Source organism: Aeromonas eucrenophila, assembly GCF_000819865.1.
In the GTDB taxonomy this organism is placed as follows: Bacteria; Pseudomonadota; Gammaproteobacteria; order Enterobacterales; family Aeromonadaceae; genus Aeromonas; species Aeromonas eucrenophila.
Genome location: NZ_CDDF01000008.1, coordinates 92,888 through 110,908, shown reverse-complemented (window position 1 = coordinate 110,908; position 18,021 = coordinate 92,888). Strand labels below are relative to the sequence as shown.

Sequence of the window (18,021 nt, the reverse complement as noted above, 5' to 3'; positions counted from 1 at the left end):
TCATGTTTGAACCCCAAGATGGCTACGATGCCTACCAGTTCGCCGCCACCCAGGCCAAGGCGGCGAGTGCCGATCCGCACCAACTGGTGCTGATGCTGATGGATGGTCTGCTCGACGAGGTCGCGCGGGCAGAGGGCCACATCCTGGCCAAACAGTACGAACGCAAAGGGCTATCCATCAACAAGTGCCTGCAGATCCTGGGGGGGCTCGACAGTGCCCTCGACATGGACAAGGGGGGAGAGTTGGCCACCAATCTGCACCGTCTGTACGACTATTGCGGGCAACGCCTGTTCGAGATCAGCGTGGCCAACGATGTGGCTGGCTTTGCCGAGGTACGCCGCATCCTGCTGGAGCTGAAAGAAGGCTGGGAAGCGATGGCGCGCCATCCTCGCTAAGGCGGAAGCCTGCTTTCCTCATTCATGCCGTTATGAACATAACGCATTGAAACCTAATAATTATATATATGGCCTGCTCCTTGCTTACTAGCAGGGTCATCTTATTTTGAGGCCATCATCATGCCCATGACAGGGTCTGTGCAACCAGGCACGGAACGCGAGACTCGCCAGCGCCAGCTCTTGGGGTTGGGGCGTCTGATACTACAGCAGGCTCGTGCCGGGCAGTGGGATGCAGTGCGCCTGACGGATCAGCGTCTGGCCCAGTTCATCGGGCATGTGCGTCTGCAACCCGCGTTGTGGCAATCGCTGGCCCCGGCCCGTGATCAGGTGCGGGCCTGGCATCAGGATGCCTTCGCGCTCTGCCAGCAAGAAACCAGTCTGCGCAAACAGGAGTGGCAGTCCCTGTCAGATAAGCAGGAAGGGCTACAAGCCTATGATGAGGCACAAGAATGGGCCTGATCCAGTTTATCGGTGCCGATGCTGTGCCCGCACAGGAACCGACTGGTTTCACTCGCCTCTCTCGTCAACCGGACGAGCAGGGGGAGTCGTATCAGCCGCTGGAGTTCCAGCAGGAAGCATTACCTTCCCTTTCTTTAGATGAAACTACTGTCAAAGAGACTGATGGCAATACGAAAGATCAGTCTATGCCTGATGTGGTGGAGCAACTGCACGCTTTTTCCCATATGCCACCTATTTTCGTTCGTCATGAAGAGGCGTCGCGGTTGCTGGCCGCTCGCCAGCAGCCGGATCCATCGGCTCCTTCGGTTGTTACTGAAGGAGTCAAGGACGGATCTCCGTCCGTGTCGGTGGCGTTACGTGCCCTGTCCCGCTTCGAGCGGCTGGAGGCCGAGCGGCCCCCCATGGTGGCGCCGGCTCAGGGGAGCAAAGAGAGGCCCGTTCTGCTTACGGCCGACATCGCCAGAGTGCTGAGCCAGTCGGCCGGCCAGAGTGACAAGTTGCCACTGTCCGACAAGCTGGCAGCCAGCTTGCAACCTCTGCTCGGAGTGGAGGTTTCGTCCGAGCGGGATCCACTCACTTCCGATTTCAAAGCCATGGCAGGACAGTTGGCGCCGGTGCCACCGACCCGCACTGCCGAGTATCAGTGGGCCCCTGCTCGCCTGGCCGACAGTCCGGCCCAGTGGGGCCAGCAACTGGTTGATGTACTCAAAGACAAGGTCGAGCTGCAGGTCAACCAGAGTATCAAGCAGGCCCATATTCGCCTCGATCCTCCGGAGTTGGGCCGTCTCGAATTGACGGTCAGGGTCGAGGGAGATCGACTGAACGTGCAGCTCAACGTGACCAACCCGGCGGTGCGTGAGGCCCTGATCCAGTCGATGGAACGGCTGCGCATGAGCCTGGCACCTCACCATGCCGGTGGCGTCGAGGTGAATGTCGGTCAGGGTGGCGAACAGGAGCGAGGGGATCGTTGGCAACAACAGGACAAAATCCTGGCGGGAAGGCGGCAGTGGAGTGAAGAGGCTGCCACATCCGATGGTGCGGTTCAGGATTGGCTTAATACCCTGGTGTGATTTATCCATATTCCGGCAATAGCGAGAGTGATTCTATATTATGCGGCGTGTCATGAAGTGGTTGATGATAGTGGTAATGGCCCTGTGCCTGCTGGCGGTGCTGGCCTATGGTGCTTATCTCAAGCGCGATACCGTTGCCGTTTGGCTGGGCTTGGCCGAGGCCAAGCCAGAGCTCAGCAAGACACCGCTGTTCAAACCCATGGAGCGTTTTGTCATCAGCTTGGAGGGGGACGTCGAACCCCATTATCTGGTGCTGGAGCTGGCGCTGGTCACCCATAACCCCAAGCAACTTGAGACCCTCAATGAGCTGACCCCCCTGATCCGCAATGCCATGGTGCAATATTTCAGCCATCGCTCCCACGATGCGGTGAAGAAGGAGCTACAGAACATCTCCGCCCTGCAAACCTCTCTTCTCGGCAAGTTGGCGACCACACTGCAGGGATATGGCTATCAGCCCTATCTGGATGAAGTGTTGATCACCAAGGTGCTGGTGCAATAACGGGCATGCTGGATTCAGGTTGGGATACCCATGACGATCTAACCGTCTCACCCCCCCGAACCGGCGAACAGGCGATCCTGACCCGCTACTTGCCGTTGGTGAAGCGGGCCGCCAGTCACCTGCGCAGTCAGGTCTCGGCCAGTTTCGATCAGGAGGACATGGAGCAGGTCGGCATGATGGGCCTGCTGGAGGCCTGGCGACGCTACGGTAGTGAGCCTGATCCCCAGTTCGAGAGCTATGCCTTCAAGCGGATCCGCGGCGCCATGCTGGATGAATTGCGCCGTCTGGATTGGCGTCCCCGTCAGTTGCGTCAGCAGGTGCATGGCCATAATCAGGTGCAACGCGAGTTGTTCAATCGTCTCGGACGCAATCCGACCGAACAGGAGCTGGCGCAGGCGTTGGAGTGCTCGGTCGAGGAGGTGCGTCAGCTAGCCTACGCCAGCCAGGCCGAGGCGTTGCAAAGCCTGGAAGAGTGGCTGGAGAGCGGTGGCAAGGCTCCGACCGCAGAATCCGACGATGTGGACCTGGCCATGACCCTCAGCAAGGTACTCGGCTCCCTGGACAAGCGGGAGCAACTTTTGCTCTCCCTTTACTACCAGCAAGAACTGAACATGAAGGAGATCGCCCTGGTGCTCGGCCTGACCGAGTCGCGGGTGTGCCAGCTGCACAAACAGTGTGTCCTTCAGCTCAAGCAGCGATTGGTCGATTCCATATAACTAACGCCTCTCCCCCGCGGTGAGGCTTCATGATTTCTGCGGGAGCATCCATGCAAAAACAGATTGGTCTTGGTGTCATTTTCATTTGTGTGCTGGGGGGCTTCATGATGGCCGGGGGGCGCCCTATCGCCCTGTGGCAGCCGGCTGAGCTCATCATCATCATTGGTGCCGCTGCCGGCTCTATGTTCCTTGGCAACTCCAAGGAGGTGATGCATGAAATGTGGCGCCAGGTGAAGCTTTGCTTCAAGTCCAACAAGGGGGAGAAGGAGATCTATCGCGAGCTGCTGACCCTGATGCATCAACTGTTGGAAGAGACGCGTAGCAAGGGGATGAAGGCGCTGGACGAGCACATCGAGAATCCGCAGCAGAGCTCGGTCTTCCTGATGTATCCCCAGGTGTCCGAGGATCCGCAGTTGCTCGGTTTCATCATCGATAACTTGCGCCTGCTGGGTATGGGCAAGATCACTCCCCACGAGCTGGATACCATTCTGGAGCAGGAGATCATGGCCATCGAAGAGGACATGCTCAAGCCCGCGCACGCCTTGCACAAGACGGGGGAGGCGTGTCCCGGCTTTGGCATCCTGGCCGCCGTGATGGGGATCATCATTACCATGCAGCAGCTCGATGGCCCCTTGAGCAACATCGGGGTCCATGTGGCCGCGGCCCTGGTGGGCACTTTCATCGGTATCTTCCTATGCTACTGCCTGCTGGAGCCCATCAGCAACGCCATGGAAGAGATGGTCAAGCGTCGCATCGGCATGTTGATGTGCATCAAGTCGATCCTGATCGCCCAGTTACGTGGCAAGACGCCGCTGCTCTCCGTCGACTCGGGCCGCAAGATGCTGGAGCCTGATGTGAAACCCAGCTTCCTCGAATTGGAAGATTGGGTGACGAACAGGGCCATGTGATGCGTAACCACGAGCAGATCATCATCAAGCGCCAGCAGAGGCGCAGCAGCGGACCCAAGAGCGGTGGCGCATGGAAAGTGGCTTTCGCCGATTTCACCCTGGCGATGATGGCCTTCTTCATGGTGCTCTGGATCCTGGCGGTATCGAGCCAGGAGGAGCGTGAGGTGGTCGCCAGCCGGTTGCGCGACTACAGCATCATGGACAGCGAGGCTAACCCGTTCGACATCCGCAACAGCCCCTATCCGGTTGATCTAGGTGGCAATCCCTCCGTACTGGAAGAGTTGAGCCCGCAGTTTGTGAAAGAGGGGCAGCGAATGCCCAAACACATGGAGCGTAACCGTAGCATCTTCAATGACGGTGCCGACGGCGGTTATGAGAGCTTGCTGGTCGGCAAGATCGAAGGGGAGGCGCAGATGAAACAACTGGCTGGCTTCATCGGCTCCATGGCGGATCAGATGCAGGCCAAGAACAACCTGGAGCTGCAACTGGTGCCGCAGGGGTTGCGGATCCTGATCCGCGATGATGACGAGCGTGAGATGTACAGCCGTGGCAGTGCCCGCATCAGCCCCTTCTTCCGCCATCTGCTGATGGCGTTGGCCCCCGTCTTCCAGCGGGTGGAGAACAGGGTCATGATCTCGGGTCACACCGACAGCACCCCGTTTGCGGGGGACAACTACAGCAACTGGGAGCTCTCATCCGATCGGGCCATGATGGCGAGACGGGTCTTGCTCGCCGGCGGCATGCCGCCTGAGCGAATCGGCCAGGTAGTCGCTATGTCGGATACCATGCTGGAAAATACCGCCGATCCCAGAGGCAGCCAGAACCGCCGCATCGAGCTGCTGGTGATGACGACCCAGGCAGAGAAAAATCTGGAACAGCTATTTAGCACCCAAACCCAAGCCGCCACTCAGCAAGCCAAGGATGCCGTCACTCATGGGAACCCCTGATACCGAACAGCCGGAATGGAGTGAGTTCAACGATCCCAGGCGCAAGGTCCCCCGCTGGTATTTGCACGATGGTACCACTCCCCTGGAGTCACAGAGCTGCGGCATTGCGGCCAGGCTAATGGTGTCAGGTCTGCTGTTCGACAAGCGTATCGGGCGGGCGGTGATCAAGGACATAGGCCCGGGTGGCGTGGGGTTTCTGACACCGTCCCGTTTCATGCTGCCAGATGTGGTCAGTCTGTCGTTATCGCCCAGGATAGTGCTGGAGTGCCAGATCACTCACAGACGAGCGATTGGCCAGTACCTGAGTTTCTATGGCGCGCGTTGGGCTCATCCAGAGTCTGTAGACCTCGCCCCCGTGCTCAGCCATTGGCGTCACAGTTTCATGGTACCAGCAGAGGGCGGGTCTGATTCAATCCCAGCGGATCCGGCAACGGCGCAAGATTAAAACCACCTGGGCCCATGTCCAGGCCTCTTGCCGGTTGCAGCAAGAGAGGATCGTGCAGGCTCTCGAGTGACACCGCTCGCACCAGCAGGGGCCGCTCACTTTGCTTGCTGCCGGGGGCCTTGCTGTGACCATAGACGATGGGGCAGTTGGTGACGCCCTGGACATCGGGTAACTGCCAGGCCGGGTTCCAGCGGCTGGCTTCATTCATGGATACTCCCTTGGCCATCGCCCAGCTCAGCAATGAGCACTCTCCGGGCTGTCGCCACACCTGAATACTGTCTCCTTCCTGCCACGATGGCAGCACGAAATGATAATGCGCCGCCCTGTCCAATAGCTGGGAGAGGGCGATGAAACGTGCCACATAGAGGCGGGTTTCGGTCGGCAGCGACAATTCCCATAGATTGCGGGTTCCCCCATTGAGTACCGCCTTCAACACCCGTCCTTCCCCGGCGTTATAGGCTGCCAACGCCAACAGCCAATCCTGCCCAAAGAACTGATACAACCAGCCGAGATAGGTGAGGGCCGCTTCCGTTGCCAGTGGCAATGAGTAACGACCGTCGAAACTGGCTGTCATGGGCACGGAGAAGCGCGCTGCAGTGTCTGGCATCAATTGCCAGGGACCGGCGGCCCCCGCCGAGGAAACCACATCCAGCCGATAACTGCTCTCTATCAGGGGAAGGAACGCCAGCATGGAGGGCAATTTGTGGTCACGAACCTGCTGCTCTACCCAGCGGATCATGGGCTGCGACTGGGTGATCCGTCTTTGCAGGTGGTTCTGTTGCTGCAACAGAAACTGGGTTTGCTGGCTGACCAGCTCGGCACCTTTCCCGCTGATGGGGGTAGGAAAGCCTGCCTGCCAATGATAATTATCATAAGAATGACCATAGGCGCTCAGCAGCAGTGTCAGGCCGGCGAACAAACGAGGTGATAATTTAATCAAGGAGGCGATGACCTGGCGGGAAGATGATAAAAACATGATGAATCTCAACAGTTTTTGACAATTTCTGTCGACTGTTCATGTGGTATCCAGGACGTGATAAGCATGATAACACGAGTAAAAAAGACCCCAAAGGCGGGTAGGGCGATTCAGAAATTTTTGCTCTATCTGATCCTCGCCAATTTTGGCTTGATGTGGCTTTATGTCATTTATGCAGAGGAGCTGACCTTTGTCGCCAATCTTCTACTGACTTTCCTGCTCATCCTCTATAACCTGCTGCTCTGTCAGCTAGTTGTCCTGCGTGCCCGGCGGGCGGGAGATGGCTATATCATCTATCCCGTAGTGGGAGTGAGCATTATTCTGTGTGCGGTCGTGCTGTTTCGTTTCATCATTACCCCTGATCTTTAATATTTCTCAGCCGTTACTGATGGGATGAATTTAATTCCACCATCAATAACTCGTGGAAAATCAACTCATTTAATCGGCCGTCTCCCCGCGCTGCGTCAATATGTTCCCCATGCCCGAGATCCTTGCTTGAAAAGCCCTCTGCTCGTCCTTAAACTTCAAGGTGGGGAAAAGTGGATCAAAGTGGTTTTATGGGGCAGTCTGCCCTCCTTAATTCACCTTCGGGGACTGCAATTTGTTGCGTGGCGCTCACGCCATCAGCCTGGACAGCAAAGGGCGATTGGCGATTCCGACCAAATATCGAGACTGGCTGCGCGACGAATGCGACGGCCAGCTGGTCTGCACCATCGACATCGCTCACCCTTGTCTGCTGCTTTATCCCCTGAACGAATGGGAAGAGATAGAGCGCAAGCTCAAGACGCTTTCCAGCACCAATCCGGCAGAACGCCGCCTGCAGCGCCTGCTGCTCGGTAACGCCGTGGAGTGCGAACTGGACGGCAATGGCCGTCTGCTGCTCAGCCAGCCGCTGCGCAACCACGCCGGACTGGACAAGAAAATCATGCTGGTGGGCCAGCTCAACAAGTTTGAGCTGTGGGATGAAGCCCGCTGGCAACAACAGATCAATGATGACATTCAGGGTTTGCCTGAGGATGACTGGGCAAGCTCACCACGACTACAGGATTTTTCTCTATAAATGACCCAAGCCGCTGAACACATCACAGTGCTGTTGCACGAAGCCGTCGAAGGGCTGGCCATCAAGCCGGACGGCATCTATGTCGACGGTACCTTTGGCCGGGGTGGTCACTCTCGTCTCATTCTTGAAAAGCTCGGTCCACAGGGCCGCTTGATCGCCATCGATCGGGATCCCCAGGCAATAGCCGAGGCTGCCAAGATCCAGGATCCCCGTTTCGAGATCGTGCACGGTCCCTTCTCCGGCATCACCTCCTATCTGGATGAGCGCGGTCTGCTCGGCAAGGTCGACGGCTTCCTGCTGGATCTGGGGGTATCTTCCCCCCAGCTCGACGATGCGGAGCGCGGTTTCAGCTTCATGAAGGACGGTCCGCTCGACATGCGGATGGATCCGACCAGCGGCCAGAGCGCCGCGCAGTGGCTGGCCAAGGCCGATGTGGACGACATCGCCTGGGTCTTGAAAACCTTCGGTGAGGAGCGTTTCGCCAAGAAAATTGCCCGCGCCATTGTCCACGATCGCGTTACCGAGCCCTATGTTCGCACTCGCCAGCTGGCGGAGATGATAGCCCGGGTCAACCCGAGCAAGGAGAAGGGCAAGCACGCCGCGACTCGCAGCTTCCAGGCCATCCGCATCTACATCAACAGCGAGCTGGACGAGATCGAGACCGCGTTGGACGGTGCCCTGCAGGCGCTGGCTCCTGAAGGGCGGCTCTCCGTCATCAGCTTCCACTCCCTGGAAGACCGCCTGGTCAAGCACTTCATCCGCAAGCACGAGAAGGGACCCGAGGTGCCGCGTGGCATCCCGTTGACCGAGGCGCAGCTGGCCGGCGGCCGCAAATTGAAATCGATCGGCAAGGCCCTCAAGCCTTCCGAGCATGAAGTCACCGAAAACAGTCGATCCCGCAGCTCGGTGCTGCGGGTCGCCCAGCGTCTGGCGGATTAAGTCATGAGCGAGGTGCGCGTTCATCTATCCAAGGAGATCATCGGGGATCTCTGGCGCCACAAGTTGCAGATTGTGTTGGCCGTCGCCGTGCTGATCACCGCCTTTGCGGTGATCCTGGTGACCAACATGACCCGGGGTTTGACCGCCAAGCAGAATGACCTGATGGCGGAAGAGGATCGGCTCAACATCGAGTGGCGACACCTGCTGCTGGAGCAGGGCACCCTGGCCGAACATTCCCGGGTAGCGAGTCTGGCCATGGACAAACTGCAGATGGCTCGCCCGCTGGTGACCACCGAGAAGGTAATAACCCAACCATGACACGCAAGGCCACCACCAAGGCGCCGGCAAAGGACAAAGCCAAGGCCAAAGCCCCGTCACTCTACCCGTGGCGCTTTCGCACGCTGATATTTTTCATCGGTATCGCCTTTGCGGGTCTGATCCTGCGTCTGGCCTGGATCCAGGTGATCGATCCCGACCGGCTGCGTCAGGAAGGGGACATGCGTTCCTTGCGCACCACCTCCACCCAGGCCGTGCGCGGCATGATCACCGATCGCAACGGCGAACAGCTGGCGGTGTCTGTGCCGGTGGAAGCGGTCTGGGCCGACCCCAAGACGGTGCACGAGTCCGGCGCCATCCATAACGAGCGCGCCTGGCTGGCGCTCTCCGCCGTGCTCAAGCTCGACATCAACACCCTCAAGCACCGCATCTCGAATCCGAGCAAGCGCTTCGTCTATCTCCAGCGCCAGGTGACCCCTGCGGTGGCGGAATACATCAAGGGCCTCAAGCTCGGCGGCATCTATCTGCGGCCAGAGGCCCGCCGTTTCTACCCCACCGGCGAGATCAGCTCCCACCTGGTGGGGGTGACCAACATCGACGGCAGCGGCATCGAGGGGATTGAGCGCAGCTACAACGAGTGGCTGACCGCGACTCCGGGCGAGATGCGGGTCCGCAAGGACAGGCAGGGTCGGGTCATCGAACGGCTCGGTCTGGTCAAGGAGGGCAAGAACGCCAACGATCTGCAACTGAGCATCGATCAGCGGGTGCAGGCACTGGCCTACCGCGCCCTCAAGCGGGCCACCGACGAGAACAAGGCCACCTCAGGCTCCATGGTGATGCTGGACGTGAAGACCGGCGAGGTACTCGCCATGGTCAATACCCCCTCCTACAACCCGAACAACCGCGGCCAGTACCAGAGTTTCCGGGTGCGCAACCGGGTGGTGACCGACACCTATGAGCCGGGATCGACCGTCAAACCCTTGATCTTGTTGAGTGCCCTGCAGGCGGGCGTCACCAGCTGGAAGGACACCATCCAGGGTGGGCCGCTGTTTATCGGGGCCAAGCAGATCCGCGATGTGAGTATTCACAAGGCGACCAATCTGTACGACATCCTGCGCTACTCCTCCAACATCGGCATGTCGCGCATCGCGCTGCGGATGCCGGCCCAGGAGATGATCAACACCCTCAGCATGGTCGGCTTCGGCATGGACACCGGCAGTGGCCTGATGGGGGAGAGCAGCGGCATGCTGCCCCAGCGTCGCCGTTGGTCCGACATCGAGCGGGCGACCCTGTCGTTTGGCTACGGCCTGCGAGTTACCCCGCTGCAGTTGGCCTCCGCCTACGCCACCCTGGCCAACAAGGGCAAGCGGGTGCCGCTCTCCATCATCAAGGTGACCACCCCGCCCAAGGGTGAGCAGGTCATCGACCACAACAATGCCACCGCCATGTTGCAGGCGCTGGAATATGTGGTCAGCAATGCCATCCCCAAGGCGCAGATCCCGGGTTACCGGGTCGGCGGCAAGAGCGGCACCGCCAAGGTCGCCGTCGCCGGCGGTTACGGCAAGGACTACATGGCCTGGTTTGCCGGCTTTGCTCCCGCCAGCAACCCCCGCTTCGTCATGGTGGTGGTGATCAACGAACCCAAGGGCAGCGCCTACTACGGCGGCGCCGTCGCGACACCGCCGTTCGCCGAGGCCATGGGCGGCGTGCTGCAACTCTTCAATATTCGTCCCGACGCGGTGCCCGCAGAGGTACCCGCCAAACTTGCCCGTACGGAGGCTCCCCTTGCACCGCGTACTTGATCAACTGCTGCGCCCCTTCGGCATTCATGCCCCGGCGCTCCCCCTCACCGATATCCAGCTGGACAGTCGGCGGGTGGGGCCAGGTTGTCTCTTCGTCGCCGTCCGCGGGCATCAGGTGGATGGCAGACGCTTCATCGAACAGGCGGTGGCACAGGGTGCCGCCGCCGTGCTGTTTGAGGAGGACGGTGAATTCACCCCGCCGTCACTGGCCGTGCCCTGCTTCGGGATCCCCGGGCTGCCCGCCAGACTCTCCGAACTGGCCGGTTATTTTTACGATCAGCCCGCGCACAAGCTGCAACTGGTGGGCATCACCGGCACCAACGGCAAGAGCACCACGGCGCTGCTGGTGGCCAACTGGCGCACCCTGCTGGGTGGCAAGGCCGGGGTAATGGGCACCATAGGCAACGGCCTGTTCGGTGAGCTGGTGGAAGCACAGAACACCACGGGTAGCGCGGTGGAGGTACAGGCAAATCTGGCAGCCCTGCAACAGAGCGGGGCCGATATGGTAGCGATGGAAGTCTCCAGCCACGGTCTGGTGCAGCACAGAGTCTCGGCCCTGCCGTTCGCGGCGACCGTGTTCACCAACCTGAGCCGGGATCATCTGGATTATCACGGCACCATGGAGGCCTATGGCGCCGCCAAGGAAGAGCTGCTGAAGCTGGGGGATGAGCCCAATGCGGTCATCAATGCCGACGATGAGCTGGGGCGGGCCTGGCTGGCGCGCTATCCCGCCGCCGTGGCCTTCGGAGTCAATGGTCCGATTGAAAACCATCCAGGGCGACAGTTGACGGCGCAGGATCCCCACTTCCACCAACAAGGTTTTCACACACGCATTAACTCCAGCTGGGGGAATGGTGTATTATCCGCCCCCTTGCTCGGCCGCTTCAACGTCAGCAATGTGCTGGCGGCGATGGGCGCCATGCTGGTGCTCGGCTATGAGTTCGACGAGTTGCTGGCGAGTGCACCGAGACTGCAAGGGGTGACCGGTCGCATGGAGTGTTTCGGCGGTGGCGATGCGCCCCTTGCCGTGGTCGATTATGCCCACACCCCGGATGCGCTGGAAAAAGCCTTGCAGGCCCTGCGGGTGCACTGCGAAGGCCAGCTCTGGTGCCTGGTGGGCTGTGGTGGCGACCGGGATCGCGGCAAGCGTCCCATGATGGCCGCCATGGCAGAACAGTATGCGGATCGCGTGATCCTGACCGACGACAATCCCCGTACCGAGGAGCCGGCCCAGATCATGGCGGACATGGTGGCGGGTCTTCGCGATCCCGCCGCCGTGCAGATCGAACACGACAGAACCAGGGCGATCGCGCTGGCACTCGGTCAGGCGAGCAAGCAGGACATCATCCTGGTGGCCGGTAAGGGCCACGAGGATTATCAGATCATTGGAACCGACAAGCGGCACTACAGCGATCGGGAAACCGTCGCGGCCGCCTTGCACACATTATTGGAGTCATTCAGATGATGACCCTCAGGCTTGCCGAATTGGCGCAGGTGCTCGATGCCCGTCTGATTGGCGGCGATGTCGAGATCACGGCGGTCAGTACCGATACCCGTACCCTGGGTGCCGGCGCCCTGTTTGTCGCCCTGCGCGGCGAGCGTTTCGACGCCCACGATTTCTGCGAACAGGCCGTTGCCGCGGGGGCCTCTGCCCTGCTGGTGGAACGCGAACTGCCCCTGGCCGTACCCCAGTTGATCGTGACTGACAGCCTCAAGGGGTTGGGTCGCCTCGGCAAGCTGGTGCGTGAGCGCATCAACCCGAAAGTGCTGGCCATCACCGGCAGCTGTGGCAAGACCACGGTCAAGGAGATGGCGACCGCCATCCTGCGCCACGAAGGGGAGGTGCTGGCTACCGCCGGCAACTTCAACAACGAAGTCGGCGTGCCGCTCACCCTGCTGCGCCTAGAGCCACAGCATCAGTTTGCCGTGATGGAGCTGGGTGCCAATCACCCCGGCGAGATCGCCTGGACCACCTCCCTGGCTCAGCCCGATGCCGCCATCATCAACAACGTGGCGGCGGCCCATCTGGAGGGCTTCGGCTCCCTGGAAGGGGTGTTCCATGCCAAGAGCGAGATCTTCGAAGGCTTGCGTGAACAAGGCGCGGCCATCGTCAACGCCGACAACGAGTTCTGGCCCAAGTGGCAGGCGAAGGGCATTCATTGCGCCTTCTCCATCGAGGATCAACGTCAGCCGTTCCACGCCCGCGACATCAGTTTCAACGCCGATGGTTGCGCCCAGTGCGTGCTGGTGACGCCCAAGGGCGAGGTGAGCCTGACACTGGCGATCCCGGGCCGTCACAACGTGGCCAATGCCCTGGCCGCCACCGCCGGTTGCCTCGCGCTCGGCGCCTCGCTCGCCTCGGTGAAGGCGGGGCTGGAGCAGATGGCGCCGGTCAAGGGCCGTTTCTGCGTGCAGCGCTGGGGTGGTCTCACCCTGGTGGATGACACCTACAACGCCAGTGTGGAATCCGTGCTGGCGGGCATCGACGCCCTGACCGCCATGGGTGGCTACAAGGTGCTGGTATTCGGTGACATGAAGGAGTTGGGTGAGGAGTCCGCCGAGCAGCACGCCCGGGTCGGACGCCACGCCAGCGAGCAGGGCCTCGATGCCGTGCTGACCGTAGGGGAACAGAGTCGTCACACCGCAGATGCCGCGGCTGGCCGACATTTCGATAACAAGGCATCGTTGTTTGAAGTGCTTGCGCAAATGATAAATACACATCAAGAAATTTCGATTCTGGTCAAGGGGGCCCGTGGCTCCCGCATGGAAGATATCGTCAAGATGGTCGTTGACCGTCAGGAGTCAGCCACATGCTAGTCTGGCTGGCAGAACTGCTCACCCCGCACTTCACCTTCTTCAACGTCTTCTCCTACCTGACGTTTCGCGCCATCCTGTCGATCATCACCGGTCTGACGGTGGCGCTCTGGATGGGGCCACGTCTCATCCGTCGCCTGCAGATCATGAAATTCGGTCAGGTGATCCGCAACGACGGTCCCGAATCCCACCTGAGCAAGAAGGGCACCCCGACCATGGGGGGCCTGATGATCATCGCCGCCATCTTCATCTCGGTGTTGCTCTGGTGCCGTCTCGATAACCCCTACGTCTGGCTGGTACTGTTCGTGCTCGGTGCCTACGGTGCCATCGGCTTCGCCGACGACTACCTCAAGGTGGTGCGCAAGAACACCGACGGCCTGATCGCCCGCTGGAAGTATTTCTGGCAATCGGCGGTGGCGCTGGCGGTAGCGATATTTCTCTATAGCACGGCCACTCACGACGGCCAGACCCAGCTGGTGGTGCCCTTCCTCAAAGATGTGATGCCGCAGCTCGGGCTGATGTTCATCGTGCTGACCTACTTCGTCATCGTCGGCACCTCCAACGCGGTCAACCTGACCGACGGCCTGGATGGTCTGGCCATCATGCCGACCGTGATGGTGGCGGGGGGCTTCGCCCTAATCGCCTGGGCCACCGGCAACGTCAACTTCGCGAACTACCTGCACATCCCCTATGTGCCCTACACCTCCGAGCTGGTGATCGTCTGTACCGCCATCGTCGGTGCGGGTCTTGGCTTCCTCTGGTTCAACACCTATCCGGCCCAGGTCTTCATGGGTGACGTCGGTTCCCTGGCCCTCGGCGGAGCGCTCGGCACCATCGCCGTGCTGGTGCGCCAGGAGTTCCTGCTGGTGATCATGGGCGGCGTCTTCGTGATGGAGACCGTCTCGGTGATCCTGCAGGTGGGTTCCTACAAGCTGCGCGGTGTGCGCATCTTCCGCATGGCCCCGATCCATCACCACTATGAGAAGAAGGGTTGGCCGGAGCCGCGCGTCATAGTGCGCTTCTGGATCATCACCCTGATGCTGGTGTTGCTCGGCCTCGCCACCTTGAAGGTGAGATAAGCCATGGTCATCATCATCGGACTCGGTAAAACCGGACTCTCCTGCGTCGACTACTTCCTCGGCCGCGGCGTGACGCCGTTGGTGATGGACACCCGCGCCAACCCGCCCGGCAAGGATCAGCTGCCCGCCGAGGTGGAGCTCATTCAGGGGCTGGACGCGGAGCGGCTCAAGCAGGCCCACATGATAGTGGCGAGCCCGGGCATCGCCCTGGCGACCCCCGAGCTGAAAGCCGCCGCCGAGTTCGGGGTGCGCATCGTCGGTGACATCGAGCTGTTCGTGCGCGAGACCCAGGTGCCCGTCATCGCCATCACAGGTTCCAACGGCAAGAGCACAGTCACCACCCTGGTCGGCGAGATGATCGCCGAGGCGGGTCTCAAGGTCGGAGTCGGTGGCAACATCGGCACCCCGGCGCTGGACTTGCTCAAACAGCCGATGGAGCTCTGCGTGCTGGAGCTCTCCAGCTTCCAGCTGGAGACCACCCACAGCCTGCGCGCCGCCGCCTCCGTGGTATTGAACCTCTCCGAAGATCATATGGATCGCTACGCTGGCATGGCCGACTACCGCGCCGCCAAGCAGGAGATCCATCAGCACTCCCAACACATTCTGATCAACCGTGACGATGCCCAGACCCTGCCCGACGTGGGCCAGGTGTGGCAGAGTTTCGGCCTCGACTGCAACGGCTACGGCCGCTGTGAGCTGGCCGGTCGCCAATGGCTGACCCTGCATGGCGAGCCGCTGTTGGCGGTGGACGAGATGAAGATCGTCGGCGCCCACAATCAGGCCAACGCCCTGGCGGCCATGGCCCTGTGCGACGCGGTCGGCATTCCCCGCGAGCCACAGCTGCGGGTGCTGCGCCGGTTCGAAGGCCTGCCCCACCGCGCCCGCTTCGTGCGGGAGGTGAACGGGGTGCGCTGGATCAACGACTCCAAGGCCACCAACGTGGGGGCCACTCTGGCCGCCGTGGCTGGAGTGCGTGAATCCGTCAAGGGCCGACTGCTATTACTGGCGGGTGGTCAGGGCAAGGGGCAGGATTTTGGCCCGGTGCAGGCGCTCCTGGGCAGTCAGATCGACCACATGTATTGCTTCGGCCAGGATGCCGACGTGCTGCTCGCCCTGGGTGAGCAGACCGAACGGGTTGCCTCCCTCGATGCCGCCATTGCCAAGGCCGCGGCCGATGCCCGCCCGGGCGACTGGGTGCTGCTGGCCCCCGCCTGCGCCAGCCTGGATCAGTTCAAATCCTTCGAAGCGCGCGGCGACCGTTTCACCGAACTGGTGCTGGCTCTATGAACGCCCTTCGCGCCGTCGCAGGCTTCTTGCAACGCTGGTTGTTACCGGCGCGTCCCGCCGGTCTCTACGATCGGCAGCTGGTGGTGCTGGCGCTGGCGCTGATGTCGGTGGGTCTGGTGATAGTGGCGTCCGCCTCCATTCCCGAAGGCATCGCCCTGGGCAACGATCCCTTCATGTTCGTGAAGCGTCACGGCCTGTTCCTGGTGATGGCGCTCGGCATCTCCTGGTTCGTGCTGCAGGTGCCCATGGCACGCTGGCAGCAATACAACAGCCCCATGCTGCTGCTCGCCATCCTGATGCTGGTACTGGTGCTGCTGGTAGGGCGCAGCGTCAACGGCTCGGTACGCTGGCTGCCGCTCGGCCCCTTCAACCTGCAGCCGGCGGAGTTTGGCAAGCTGGCCCTGTTTGTCTATCTGGCGGGCTACCTGGTGCGCCGTCAGAACGAGGTGCGCGAGCGTTTCATCGGTTTCATGAAGCCCATGGCGGTGCTGTTCGTGGTGGCCATCTTGCTGCTGGCCCAGCCGGATCTGGGGTCTGTGGTGGTGATGTTCGTGACCTCCCTTGGCATGTTGTTCCTGGCGGGGGCGCGGTTGGTGCAGTTCATCGGCCTCATCCTGGTCGGGGTGAGCGCCGTGGTGACCCTGATCATCGCCGAGCCGTACCGGATGCGGCGGGTAACCTCCTTCCTCGATCCCTGGGCCGATCCGTTCGGCAGCGGTTATCAGCTGACCCAGTCACTGATGGCATTCGGCCGCGGCAGCTGGTTTGGCGAGGGGCTCGGCAACTCCATCCAGAAGATGGAATACCTGCCGGAGGCCCACACCGACTTCGTGTTCGCGATCCTGGGTGAAGAGCTGGGCTATGTGGGGGTGCTTGGCGCACTCTTCCTGATCTTCGCGCTGGCGGTGAAGGCGCTCAAGCTGGGTCACCAGGCGCTGGTGGCAGAGCGGCTGTATGAAGGTTATCTGGCCATCGGCATCGGCATCTGGTTCAGCTTCCAGACCTTCGTCAACGTCGGTGCGGCCAGCGGCATGATGCCGACCAAGGGGCTGACCCTGCCACTGGTCAGCTACGGCGGTTCCAGTCTCATCATCATGATGGTGGCGGTGAGCATGTTGATTCGTATCGATTTCGAGTTGCGCCAGGCCAGTGCCCAGGCGCGCGTGAGGGAGGTGTCGTGAGCAAGACGTTACTGGTGATGGCGGGCGGTACCGGGGGCCATGTGTTCCCCGGCTTGGCCGTGGCCGATCGCCTCAAGGCCCAGGGTTGGACCGTTCACTGGCTCGGCACCGCCGACCGGATGGAGGCCGAGCTGGTGCCTGCCCACGGTTACCCCATCTCCTTCATCGACATCCAGGGGGTGCGTGGCAACGGCATCAAGCGACTGCTGGCAGCTCCCTACCGCATCGTGAAATCCGTGCTGCAGGCCCGTCAGGTCCTCAAGACCATCAAACCCGACGTGGTGCTCGGCATGGGGGGCTTCGCCTCCGGTCCCGGTGGTGTGGCCGCCTGGCTGTCCGGCATCCCCTTGCTGCTGCACGAGCAGAATGCCGCGGCCGGCATGACCAACAAGCTGCTGGCGCGCCTCGCCAAACGAGTGTTGATGGCCTTCCCCGGCGCCTTCGCGCCGAGTGCCCGCACCGCCGTGGTGGGCAATCCGGTGCGTCCCGAAGTGGTGGCTCTGCCGGATCCGCAGTTGCGCAGCAGCAACGAGCCGCTGCGCCTGCTGATCGTCGGTGGCAGCCTGGGCGCCAAGGTGCTCAACGAGCTGGTTCCCTCCGCCGTTGCCGCCGCCGGTGTTCCCATCGCGGTGCGCCATCAGACTGGCAAGGGCAACCGCGAGACAGTGGCTGAGGCTTACGCCAAGCACGGCGTCGATGCCGAGGTCAGCGAATTTATCAAGGACATGGCCGATGCCTACGCCTGGGCCGATCTGGTGGTGTGCCGCGCGGGAGCCCTGACGGTCTCCGAAGTCGCCGCCGCCGGGCTTGCCGCCATTTTCGTGCCGCTGCCCCACGCGGTGGACGATCACCAGACCCGCAACGCCCTGACCCTGGTCGACGGCGGTGCGGCCGAATTCCTGCCCCAATCCGAGCTGACCACGGTCTCCCTGGCCGCGCGTCTCTCCTGGCTCGCCGGGCGCAGAGAAACCCTGTTGAATATGGCCCAGGCCGCCCGTCGCGTCGCCATTACCGACGCCGCCGAGCGGGTTGCCGATGAGTGCAAACGCCTCGCAACTGGGCGGACAGAGAGCAAATGACGATCAAGATTGCACAGGCAACGCCGTGCAGTTTTATCCCTGAACGTATTGATGCCGCCGAGCGGCTTGCGGCGGACTAAAGAGAGAAC

20 protein-coding genes are annotated in these 18,021 nt (G+C 61.4%); 19 read left to right on the top strand and 1 reads right to left on the bottom strand.

The window, feature by feature from the left end:
- Positions 1-2 precede the first annotated feature (2 nt).
- The 8 genes from lafC (at position 3) to BN1124_RS20860 (ending at position 5,439) form a co-directional block, all read left to right on the top strand.
- A complete protein-coding gene (gene lafC / locus BN1124_RS09515; protein WP_042641314.1) occupies positions 3-395 on the top strand; it encodes a lateral flagellar export chaperone LafC in 393 nt (130 codons plus the stop codon).
- Between the two features lie 138 nt (positions 396-533).
- A complete protein-coding gene (locus BN1124_RS09510; protein WP_231553623.1) occupies positions 534-854 on the top strand; it encodes a LafX in 321 nt (106 codons plus the stop codon).
- The gene (locus BN1124_RS09505; RefSeq protein ID WP_042641311.1) at positions 845-1,924 is read left to right on the top strand and encodes a flagellar hook-length control protein FliK; all 1,080 of its coding nucleotides are present in this window, start codon (positions 845-847) and stop codon (positions 1,922-1,924) included. The genes BN1124_RS09510 and BN1124_RS09505 overlap by 10 nt, the downstream gene beginning before the upstream one ends.
- 40 nt (positions 1,925-1,964) lie before the next feature.
- Complete coding sequence (gene lafF, locus BN1124_RS09500; RefSeq protein ID WP_042641308.1) at positions 1,965-2,423, top strand: lateral flagellar basal body-associated protein LafF; 459 nt, start codon at positions 1,965-1,967, stop codon at positions 2,421-2,423.
- Positions 2,424-2,428: 5 nt separating this feature from the next.
- Positions 2,429-3,139, top strand: coding sequence for a lateral flagellar system RNA polymerase sigma factor LafS (gene lafS, locus BN1124_RS09495; RefSeq protein WP_042641307.1), 711 nt, complete (start codon positions 2,429-2,431; stop codon positions 3,137-3,139).
- 50 nt (positions 3,140-3,189) lie between these two features.
- Positions 3,190-4,047: a lateral flagellar motor stator protein LafT gene (gene lafT, locus BN1124_RS09490; protein WP_042641305.1), complete on the top strand. Its 858-nt coding sequence runs from the start codon at positions 3,190-3,192 to the stop codon at positions 4,045-4,047.
- Positions 4,047-4,994 (top strand): lateral flagellar motor protein LafU, encoded by a 948-nt coding sequence (gene lafU, locus BN1124_RS09485; RefSeq protein ID WP_042641304.1) that lies wholly within the window; start codon positions 4,047-4,049, stop codon positions 4,992-4,994. The genes lafT and lafU overlap by 1 nt, the downstream gene beginning before the upstream one ends.
- A complete protein-coding gene (locus BN1124_RS20860) occupies positions 4,981-5,439 on the top strand; it encodes a hypothetical protein (RefSeq protein ID WP_082041529.1) in 459 nt (152 codons plus the stop codon). Before lafU ends, BN1124_RS20860 begins: the two co-directional genes overlap by 14 nt.
- Here the strand turns inward: BN1124_RS20860 and BN1124_RS09480 are convergent.
- Positions 5,375-6,226, bottom strand: a complete 852-nt coding sequence (locus tag BN1124_RS09480) for a lytic transglycosylase domain-containing protein (RefSeq protein ID WP_042641453.1) — start codon at positions 6,224-6,226, stop codon at positions 5,375-5,377. The two genes, BN1124_RS20860 and BN1124_RS09480, sit on opposite strands and share 65 nt — an antisense overlap.
- Positions 6,227-6,481: 255 nt before the next feature.
- On the opposite strand from BN1124_RS09480, the gene BN1124_RS09475 reads away from it, so the two are divergent.
- The 11 genes from BN1124_RS09475 to murG all read left to right on the top strand — a co-directional run bounded on the left by BN1124_RS09475 (position 6,482) and on the right by murG (position 17,932).
- A complete protein-coding gene (locus tag BN1124_RS09475) occupies positions 6,482-6,784 on the top strand; it encodes a hypothetical protein (RefSeq protein WP_042641302.1) in 303 nt (100 codons plus the stop codon).
- A 232-nt stretch (positions 6,785-7,016) separates the two neighbouring features.
- The gene (mraZ, locus tag BN1124_RS09470; RefSeq protein WP_042641300.1) at positions 7,017-7,475 is read left to right on the top strand and encodes a division/cell wall cluster transcriptional repressor MraZ; all 459 of its coding nucleotides are present in this window, start codon (positions 7,017-7,019) and stop codon (positions 7,473-7,475) included.
- On the top strand, positions 7,476-8,414 hold the full coding sequence (gene rsmH / locus BN1124_RS09465; RefSeq protein ID WP_042641298.1) for a 16S rRNA (cytosine(1402)-N(4))-methyltransferase RsmH: 939 nt from the start codon (positions 7,476-7,478) through the stop codon (positions 8,412-8,414). It abuts the gene before it with no gap.
- A gap of 3 nt (positions 8,415-8,417) precedes the next feature.
- Complete coding sequence (gene ftsL, locus BN1124_RS09460) at positions 8,418-8,732, top strand: cell division protein FtsL (RefSeq protein ID WP_033132320.1); 315 nt, start codon at positions 8,418-8,420, stop codon at positions 8,730-8,732.
- Positions 8,729-10,492 carry a penicillin-binding transpeptidase domain-containing protein gene (locus tag BN1124_RS09455; RefSeq protein WP_042641296.1) on the top strand — a complete coding sequence of 588 codons (1,764 nt, stop codon included), beginning with the start codon at positions 8,729-8,731 and terminating at the stop codon, positions 10,490-10,492. The genes ftsL and BN1124_RS09455 overlap by 4 nt, the downstream gene beginning before the upstream one ends.
- The gene (gene murE / locus BN1124_RS09450; RefSeq protein ID WP_042641294.1) at positions 10,476-11,957 is read left to right on the top strand and encodes a UDP-N-acetylmuramoyl-L-alanyl-D-glutamate--2,6-diaminopimelate ligase; all 1,482 of its coding nucleotides are present in this window, start codon (positions 10,476-10,478) and stop codon (positions 11,955-11,957) included. The genes BN1124_RS09455 and murE overlap by 17 nt, the downstream gene beginning before the upstream one ends.
- The gene (locus BN1124_RS09445; RefSeq protein WP_042641290.1) at positions 11,954-13,309 is read left to right on the top strand and encodes a UDP-N-acetylmuramoyl-tripeptide--D-alanyl-D-alanine ligase; all 1,356 of its coding nucleotides are present in this window, start codon (positions 11,954-11,956) and stop codon (positions 13,307-13,309) included. Before murE ends, BN1124_RS09445 begins: the two co-directional genes overlap by 4 nt.
- Complete coding sequence (gene mraY, locus BN1124_RS09440; RefSeq protein ID WP_042641288.1) at positions 13,303-14,385, top strand: phospho-N-acetylmuramoyl-pentapeptide-transferase; 1,083 nt, start codon at positions 13,303-13,305, stop codon at positions 14,383-14,385. Before BN1124_RS09445 ends, mraY begins: the two co-directional genes overlap by 7 nt.
- Positions 14,386-14,388: 3 nt before the next feature.
- The gene (gene murD, locus BN1124_RS09435; protein WP_042641286.1) at positions 14,389-15,672 is read left to right on the top strand and encodes a UDP-N-acetylmuramoyl-L-alanine--D-glutamate ligase; all 1,284 of its coding nucleotides are present in this window, start codon (positions 14,389-14,391) and stop codon (positions 15,670-15,672) included.
- Positions 15,669-16,853 carry a cell division protein FtsW gene (gene ftsW, locus BN1124_RS09430; RefSeq protein ID WP_042641284.1) on the top strand — a complete coding sequence of 395 codons (1,185 nt, stop codon included), beginning with the start codon at positions 15,669-15,671 and terminating at the stop codon, positions 16,851-16,853. The genes murD and ftsW overlap by 4 nt, the downstream gene beginning before the upstream one ends.
- Complete coding sequence (murG, locus tag BN1124_RS09425) at positions 16,850-17,932, top strand: undecaprenyldiphospho-muramoylpentapeptide beta-N-acetylglucosaminyltransferase (protein ID WP_042641282.1); 1,083 nt, start codon at positions 16,850-16,852, stop codon at positions 17,930-17,932. Before ftsW ends, murG begins: the two co-directional genes overlap by 4 nt.
- The last annotated feature ends 89 nt before the right edge of the window (positions 17,933-18,021 follow it).